This window comes from Streptomyces sp. NPDC001137 (assembly GCF_040298885.1).
Lineage (GTDB): Bacteria > Actinomycetota > Actinomycetes > Streptomycetales > Streptomycetaceae > Streptomyces.
On sequence record NZ_JBEPBA010000034.1, the window covers coordinates 77,444 to 85,263 of the forward strand.

General features: G+C 69.2%; 7 protein-coding genes. 5 read left to right on the forward strand and 2 right to left on the reverse strand.

Annotated elements, in window-relative coordinates; genetic code table 11:
* The first annotated feature begins 28 nt into the window (after positions 1-28).
* Both manA and ABT254_RS42015 read left to right on the forward strand, forming a co-directional pair.
* The gene (manA, locus tag ABT254_RS42010; RefSeq protein ID WP_351482788.1) at positions 29-1,180 is read left to right on the forward strand and encodes a mannose-6-phosphate isomerase, class I; all 1,152 of its coding nucleotides are present in this window, start codon (positions 29-31) and stop codon (positions 1,178-1,180) included.
* A 136-nt stretch (positions 1,181-1,316) separates the two neighbouring features.
* Positions 1,317-2,297, forward strand: coding sequence for a cation diffusion facilitator family transporter (locus tag ABT254_RS42015; RefSeq protein ID WP_351482790.1), 981 nt, complete (start codon positions 1,317-1,319; stop codon positions 2,295-2,297).
* A gap of 53 nt (positions 2,298-2,350) precedes the next feature.
* Here ABT254_RS42015 and ABT254_RS42020 read toward each other — a convergent pair whose 3' ends face one another.
* Positions 2,351-2,497: a hypothetical protein gene (locus tag ABT254_RS42020; protein ID WP_351482792.1), complete on the reverse strand. Its 147-nt coding sequence runs from the start codon at positions 2,495-2,497 to the stop codon at positions 2,351-2,353.
* 444 nt (positions 2,498-2,941) lie between these two features.
* Between ABT254_RS42020 and ahcY the strand changes: the two genes are divergently transcribed.
* Positions 2,942-4,399: an adenosylhomocysteinase gene (gene ahcY, locus ABT254_RS42025; protein ID WP_351482794.1), complete on the forward strand. Its 1,458-nt coding sequence runs from the start codon at positions 2,942-2,944 to the stop codon at positions 4,397-4,399.
* A 157-nt stretch (positions 4,400-4,556) separates the two neighbouring features.
* Positions 4,557-5,171, forward strand: coding sequence for a hypothetical protein (locus tag ABT254_RS42030; RefSeq protein ID WP_351482796.1), 615 nt, complete (start codon positions 4,557-4,559; stop codon positions 5,169-5,171).
* Between the two features lie 84 nt (positions 5,172-5,255).
* Here ABT254_RS42030 and ABT254_RS42035 read toward each other — a convergent pair whose 3' ends face one another.
* Complete coding sequence (locus ABT254_RS42035) at positions 5,256-6,302, reverse strand: RDD family protein (protein WP_351482798.1); 1,047 nt, start codon at positions 6,300-6,302, stop codon at positions 5,256-5,258.
* Positions 6,303-6,439: 137 nt separating this feature from the next.
* Between ABT254_RS42035 and ABT254_RS42040 the strand changes: the two genes are divergently transcribed.
* Positions 6,440-7,447 (forward strand): stage II sporulation protein M, encoded by a 1,008-nt coding sequence (locus ABT254_RS42040; protein WP_351482800.1) that lies wholly within the window; start codon positions 6,440-6,442, stop codon positions 7,445-7,447.
* Positions 7,448-7,820: the final 373 nt, after the last annotated feature.

Genomic DNA, 7,820 nt, shown 5'->3' on the forward strand with positions numbered 1-7,820 from the left:
GGCGTACGTACGGAGACGAAGACACAGCATGGACCGCCTCGACAACACCATCCGTCCCTACGCCTGGGGTTCGACCACCGCGATCCCGCACCTGCTCGGTGTCGAACCGACCGGTGAACCGCAGGCGGAGATGTGGATGGGCGCCCACCCCGGCGCCCCCTCGCGCACCGGACGCGGCACGCTCGTCGAGGTCGTCGACGCGGACCCGGAGAAGGAACTCGGCCCGGCCGCCGTCGCCAAGTTCGGCCCCCGCCTGCCCTTCCTCCTCAAGATCCTCGCCGCCGGCGCCCCGCTCTCCCTCCAGGTGCACCCCAACCTGGCGCAGGCGAAGGAGGGTTACGAGGACGAGGAGCGCCGGAACATCCCCGTCGACGCCCCGCACCGCAACTACAAGGACGCCAACCACAAGCCCGAACTGATCTGCGCGCTCACCGAGTTCGACGGCCTGTGCGGCTTCCGCGACCCGCTCCGGGCGGCCGCCCTCCTCGACGGGCTCGGGGTCGACTCCCTCAAGCCGTACGTCGACCTGCTGCACGCCCACCCCGAGGACGCTGCCCTGCGCGAGGTCCTCACCGCGATCCTCACCGCCGACCCGGAGGAGATGCACCACACGGTCGCCGAAGCCGCGGCCGCCTGCACCCGCCTCGGCGGTGACTACGCGCCCTACGCCGACATCGCCCACCACTACCCGGGCGACCCGGGTGTCATCGCCGCGATGCTCCTGAACTACGTACGCCTGCAGCCCGGCGAGGCCCTGTTCCTCGGCGCGGGCATCCCGCACGCGTACCTGAACGGTCTCGGCGTCGAGATCATGGCCAACTCCGACAACGTCCTGCGCTGCGGCCTGACCCCCAAGCACGTCGACGTCCCCGAACTCCTGCGCATCGTCCGCTTCGAGGCCAGCGACCCCGGCGTGCTGCGCCCAGAGGCGTCCCCGGACGGCGAGGAGGTCTACGAGACCCCGATCGACGAGTTCCGGCTCTCGCGCTACGTCCTCCCCGAGGGCGGCTCCACCCACGACCTCACCCGCGCCACCCCGCAGATCCTGCTCTGCACGGCCGGTTCCGTGCAGGCGGGCGAACACGAACTGCGCCCCGGCCAGTCGGTCTTCGTCCCGGCGGGCGAGAAGGCCGAAGTGTCCGGAGCGGGTACGGTCTTCCGGGCCACTGTGATCGTATGACCGGGGTTGTGGATACCTGACGCGCCGTCGTCGGGCGGGGCTGCAAGAATGGCCCACCGGCAAAGGACGGGCAAAGCCGCGACGATGCGGGGCCCCGGACGGCGTACGTACGAAAGCGAAGGGACAACGCGGACACATGAGCGCGTCAGGCGGCACCAGGGCGATCGTGGCGGCACTCGGCGCCAACCTCGCGATCGCGGCATCGAAGTTCGTGGCGTTCGCGTTCAGCGGTTCGTCCTCGATGCTCGCCGAGGGCGTCCACTCGCTCGCCGACTCGGGCAACCAGTTCCTGCTGCTGATCGGCGGCAAGAAGGCCCAGCGCGAGGCGACCCCGCAGCACCCCTTCGGCTACGGCCGCGAGCGCTACATCTACGCCTTCCTCGTCTCCATCGTCCTGTTCTCGGTCGGCGGCATGTTCGCCATCTACGAGGGCTACGAGAAGATCCGCCACCCGCACGAGGTGGAGCACTGGTACTGGCCGGTGGGCGTCCTCGTCTTCGCGATCATCGCCGAGGGCTTCTCGTTCAAGACGGCCATCAAGGAGTCGAACGAGCTGCGCGGCAAGCTGTCCTGGTCGCAGTTCATCCGCCGCGCCAAGGCGCCCGAGCTGCCCGTCGTCCTCCTGGAGGACTTCGGCGCCCTGATCGGTCTGGTCCTCGCACTCGGCGGTGTCGGCCTCGCACTGCTCACCGGCGACGGCGTCTGGGACGGCATCGGCACGGTCTGCATCGGCATCCTGCTCGTCCTGATCGCCCTCGTCCTCGCCGCCGAGACCAAGTCCCTCCTCCTCGGCGAGGCGGCCGGGATCGAGGAGGTCAAGCAGATCGAGGCGGCCATCGTCGACGGCGACACGGTCACCGGCATCATCCACATGCGCACGCTCCACCTCGGCCCCGAGGAACTGCTGATCGCCGCCAAGATCGCCGTCCAGCACGACGACACGGCCGCCGAGGTCGCCTCCGCCATCAACGCCGCCGAGGCCCGCATCCGTGCCGCCGTCCCCATCGCCCGCGTCATCTACCTCGAGCCGGACATCTACAGCGAGGCCGAGGCCGCCAAGGGCCCCGACCGCGAGGCCACCCCCGGCGGACCGACGCCGCACCCCGCCGGCCACTGACACCACTTCGCCGTACGACCCAGGGCCCGCCGAACGCTCGGTGGGCCCCGTCGTCACACCTGCACGGCCCGGGGCGGGCGCGGCGGCACGATGACACGCTTCCGCACGGCCACGGCCGCGATCCCCAGCCCGAGCCCGGTGAGCGCCATCAGGCCACCCACCAGCGCCGCCACTCGCCATTCACGAGTAGGGCACGACATCGCCCACAGGAAATTTTCAGCCCCGCAAGATCGACCAGGCGGTTCCCGATCTCCCGGCATCCGGCAACATCGCGCAGCCTTCCTCAAAGGTGCGAAGGTCCGTGTTCAACCTGGTCCGCCGCCTTCTGTCCGCTCCTTCGCAGGTGTCCCGTTGTCGCCCTCCAACCATGGCGGTCGGCGTCCGGCGCCCGCCCCGATCGGCGCGATGTGTTCGAAGGCGGACTGGGGCCGCCGGAGCGGCCGGTGTAGCTTGGAACCGAGCCAGACGTCGCTGCTGATGGCGGTCGGGCGGTCCCACCGCGGACCGACCGAGGGAGAGAGGGCCTCCGACGGACTGCGCTGCGCGCACGCGGGCATGCCCGTGTCCTCTTCGGGCACCCCTGTGTCCGCCGCCGCGCAGACCAGCCGTACCCACCTCGTCCCAACCCCGAGGAGCAGCTCGCAATGACGACTGTCGACAACCGACAGGACTTCAAGGTCGCCGACCTCTCCCTGGCCGCCTTCGGCCGCAAGGAGATCACCCTCGCCGAGCACGAGATGCCCGGCCTGATGGCGATCCGCAAGGAGTACGCCGAGACCCAGCCGCTGGCCGGCGCCCGGGTCACCGGCTCCCTGCACATGACCGTGCAGACCGCCGTGCTCATCGAGACCCTGGTCGCCCTGGGCGCGCAGGTCCGCTGGGCCTCCTGCAACATCTTCTCCACCCAGGACCACGCGGCCGCCGCCATCGCCGTCGGCCCGAACGGCACGCCCGAGAACCCGCAGGGCGTCCCGGTCTTCGCCTGGAAGGGCGAGACCCTGGAGGAGTACTGGTGGTGCACCGAGCAGGCGCTGACCTGGCCGGACAGCCCCACCGGCGGCCCCAACATGATCCTCGACGACGGCGGTGACGCCACCCTCCTCGTCCACAAGGGCGTCGAGTACGAGAAGGACGGCAAGGTCCCCTCCGTCGACACCGCCGAGTCCGACGAGCACCGCGTCATCCTCGAACTCCTGCACCGCACCATCACCAACGGCTCGCAGAAGTGGACCCAGCTCGCCTCGGAGATCCGCGGCGTGACCGAGGAGACCACCACCGGCGTCCACCGCCTGTACGAGATGCAGCGCGACGGCGTCCTCCTGTTCCCGGCGATCAACGTGAACGACGCCGTCACCAAGTCGAAGTTCGACAACAAGTACGGCTGCCGCCACTCCCTGATCGACGGCATCAACCGCGCCACCGACGTCCTCATCGGCGGCAAGACCGCGGTCGTCTGCGGCTACGGCGACGTGGGCAAGGGCTGCGCGGAGTCCCTGCGCGGACAGGGCGCCCGCGTCATCGTCACCGAGATCGACCCGATCTGCGCCCTTCAGGCGGCGATGGACGGCTACCAGGTCACGACCCTCGACGAGGTCATCGACAAGGCCGACATCTTCGTCACCACGACCGGCAACAAGGACATCATCATGGCCTCGGACATGGCCAAGATGAAGCACCAGGCGATCGTCGGCAACATCGGTCACTTCGACAACGAGATCGACATGGCCGGCCTCGCCAAGATCCCGGGCATCGTCAAGGACGAGGTCAAGCCGCAGGTCCACACCTGGACCTTCCCCGACGGCAAGGTGATCATCATCCTGTCCGAGGGTCGTCTGCTGAACCTGGGCAACGCCACCGGCCACCCGTCGTTCGTGATGTCCAACTCCTTCGCGGACCAGACCCTGGCCCAGATCGAGCTGTTCACCAAGCCCGACGAGTACCCGACCGGCGTGTACACGCTGCCCAAGCACCTCGACGAGAAGGTCGCCCGTCTCCACCTGGACTCGCTCGGCGTGAAGCTGACCACGCTCCGCCCCGAGCAGGCCGCGTACATCGGCGTCCCGGTCGAGGGCCCGTACAAGTCGGACCACTACCGCTACTGAGCGGCTCGGCTCAGCCGATGGTGAGCGTGTCGGTGCGCTGACACGCTCACCAGCAGCAGTTCCTCCGAGGCAGGCCCCCGCACCCCCGTGCCGGGGGCCTGCCCCTTTGGCTCTGCGGCCCGTCGGCCGGACCAGCCCGTCAAGACCCAGGACCCCCATGCCCCGCGGCCGTTATTCGCTCCACGATCCGCACGATCACACCCCCCTCGCCGAAGAACACTTCCACTGCGCACCCGGACCTTCCGGCTGGCGCTATGTCTCCCAACTCACCACCCCCGCGGGCGATCACGGAGGCTCCGTCGACCTCGCCCTCGACGAGCTGGGCCGCCCCATCCGCCTCGAGCTGCACGCCGCGGGCTGGCAGGTCCGCGGTGCCGCCCTCGACGGCGTCACCTGGGTCCGGACGGATCCCACCGGAGCCCATGCCACCGAAGGCAACGTCCGCGCCCATGCCTTCACCGGCACATCCCCCGCGTTCCTCATCGCCACCAGCCGTCTCCTGCGCCTCACCCCCTCTGCCACAGCAACCCGCGTACGCCTCGTCGCCTTCACCGACCCCGTCCTCGCCCCGCGCACCGTGGACCAGTCCTGGGCCTTGGTGAACAGAGAAACACACGCCACTGACAACGCCCCCCTGACCGTGGACGAATACCAGGTCACAGCACTGGACACGGGTGAGCAGCACGCCGTACACATCGCCGGCGACGTGGTGCTCGCCGCACCCGGCATCGAGCTCGAAGACCTCGAATCGCCGCCGTCCACATTCACCTGAGCGAGACGTCGCCGAAGCGGCGTAGGGGAACGCACGGGATGCGGCTGCCTCGACCAGACGGCTCGTCCGGCGGCCGTGGCGAGCCTACGCCGGCGGTACGAACCCGGTGGACTCGGTGGTTCCGCCGGCGCCGCCGGCGGGCCGTTCGGTCGACGGCGCATCCGGCTGGGCGGTCTGCACGGTCTGCGTGGTCTCGTGCGCCGGAGCTTCCTGCGTCGGCGCCTCGGCTTGCCGTCCCGCCTCATTCGTCCGCGCCGCATGGGCAGTCGGCGGAGCAACCACCGGAGGGAATTCGGCCCGGGGTTCGTATGAGCCCGGCGCACCAGCCGGGGGCAGGGCACCCGATGGCTGCCCACCCGCAGCCGGGCTCCCGACCGCAGAACCGTTCGCGAAGGCCCGTCGCGCCTCCCGGGCCTGGCGCTCCTGCATCACGGCCGCCAGATACGCCGTCGGCGGAACCCCCTGGGGAACCGGCGTACCCGTACGCGCCGAGAGGTCCGAGGCGAGCCTCTCCGCCATCGCCCAGCCGACCTGCGGGTCCAGCTGCTGCATCCGCGACAGATACTGACGGACAGCGAGCCACAACCCGTCGGGAACCGCGGACAGATCAAGCCCCGAGAACCTCCCGGCCAACCAGGGCGGTGGTGGAGGCAGGAAGCCCGTCCGCACCACAGGCACCCTTTCCCGAACGACGAGAGTCCCGGCGAACACATCGCCGAGCCGTCGCCCCCGTGCCGACACAAGGGAGGCGATGCACGCGACGACCCCGAACGTCATCAGGATCTCGACCACACCGATCCCACCCCGAACCAGCGCATGCCGGAACCGGATCGGCCCCCCGTCGTCCCGCACCACCCGCAGCCCGCACGCCAACTTTCCGAGTGACCGCCCATGGCTGAGCGTCTCGACCGCGATCGGCCCGCCCACCAGCACCAGAACGGAGGTCGCGATCGATACCGCGATCTGCGCCGCGTCGTCGAGGGAAGCCGTGGCAGCGAGCAGAGCGATGGTCAGGACCACGTAGACGACCATGGCCACGGCAAGGTCGAGCAACACTGCAAGCGCCCTGCTCGGCAGCCTCGCGGGGCGCAACTCCAGCGCCACCGCCTCGCCCGTCACAAGCTGACTCACCCGTAGTCCTTCCCCTGGCCTGCCCCGTGAACGGTCAGTCTGCCAAGCTGAGGGCGCATCGCGCCGCAGTACGAAAAGCTGACCCCACGAGAGCCGCCGACGAACAGCCGACGAACAGCCGAGGAGCAGGCAAACCGATGGACCTCGACGTCTTCGTCACTGCCCACCGAGCCGAATGGGATCGCCTCGACGCCCTCCTCAGGCGTCAACGCCGTCTCACCGGCGCCGAGGCCGACGAACTCGTCGCGCTCTACCAGCGCACGGCCACCCACCTTTCCCTGATCCAGTCCAGCGCCCCGGACCCCCAGCTGGCCGGACGGCTCAGTCAACTCGTGGCACGCGCGCGTAGCGCAGTGACAGGCACCCGACGAGCCTCCTGGCGGGACGTCACCCGCTTCCTGACCCAGGGATTCCCTGCTGCGGTCTACAGATCGCGCCGTTGGTGGGTCCCTACGGCGCTGCTGTCCACCGTCGTCGCCGTCCTCCTGGGCTGGTGGATAGGCACCCACCCCGAGGTGCAGGCCACGATTGCGGCCCCCAGCGAGCTGCGTGAACTCACCCGCCCAGGGGGACAGTACGAGACGTACTACTCGAGCCACCCGGCGGCGTCCTTCGCAGCCCAGGTCTGGACGAACAACGCATGGGCCGCCGCTCAGTGCCTGATCCTGGGCGTCTTTCTCGGCCTGCCCGTCCTCTGGATCCTCTTCCAGAACATGCTCAACCTCGGGGTCGGCTTCGGTCTGATGTCCTCGGCCGGCCGGCTCGACACCTTCCTCGGCCTGGTCCTCCCGCACGGCCTGCTCGAACTGACCGCAGTCTTCGTGGCCGCCGGAACCGGCCTCCGCCTCGGCTGGACCCTCATAGACCCGGGCCCCCGTTCCCGGCGCACAGCCCTCGCTGAGGAGGGCCGCGCCGCCGTCGGCATGGCGATCGGTCTCGCGCTCGTCCTCTTCGTCTCTGGCGCCATCGAAGGCTTCGTCACCCCCTCCGGCCTGCCCACATGGGCACGAATAGGCATCGGGGTCGCTGCAGAGCTCGCCTTCCTCGCGTACGTCTTCGTCCTGGGCGGCCGAGCGGCCCGAGCCGGAGAAACGGGCGACGTCGAGACAGCGGAGCGCAGCGCCACGGTGCCGACTGCCGCCTGATGTGCGACCGCGCCTCCTGACCTGTTAGTCTCTCCTTCGCCCCACAGGAGCCGTTGACACGGACCAAGTGGGGAGGTAGATTCGAACAGTTGCCTGGAACTGGATCTAGTCCGGTCGGCAGCAGTGAGTGTCTGTCTGCTTCTCGGAAACATCGATTTCGAAGAAGCCACTCCCGATGAATCGGAAATGAGCGGCCGGTCAGTCCGGCTCGAAAGTTCTGATAAAGTCGGAACCGCCGGAAAGGGAAACGCGAAAGCGGGAACCTGGAAAGCACCGACGAAATCGGATCGGGAAACGGTCTGATAGAGTCGGAAACGCAAGACCGAAGGGAAACTGCCCGGAGGAAAGCCCGAGAGGGTGAGTACAAAGGAAG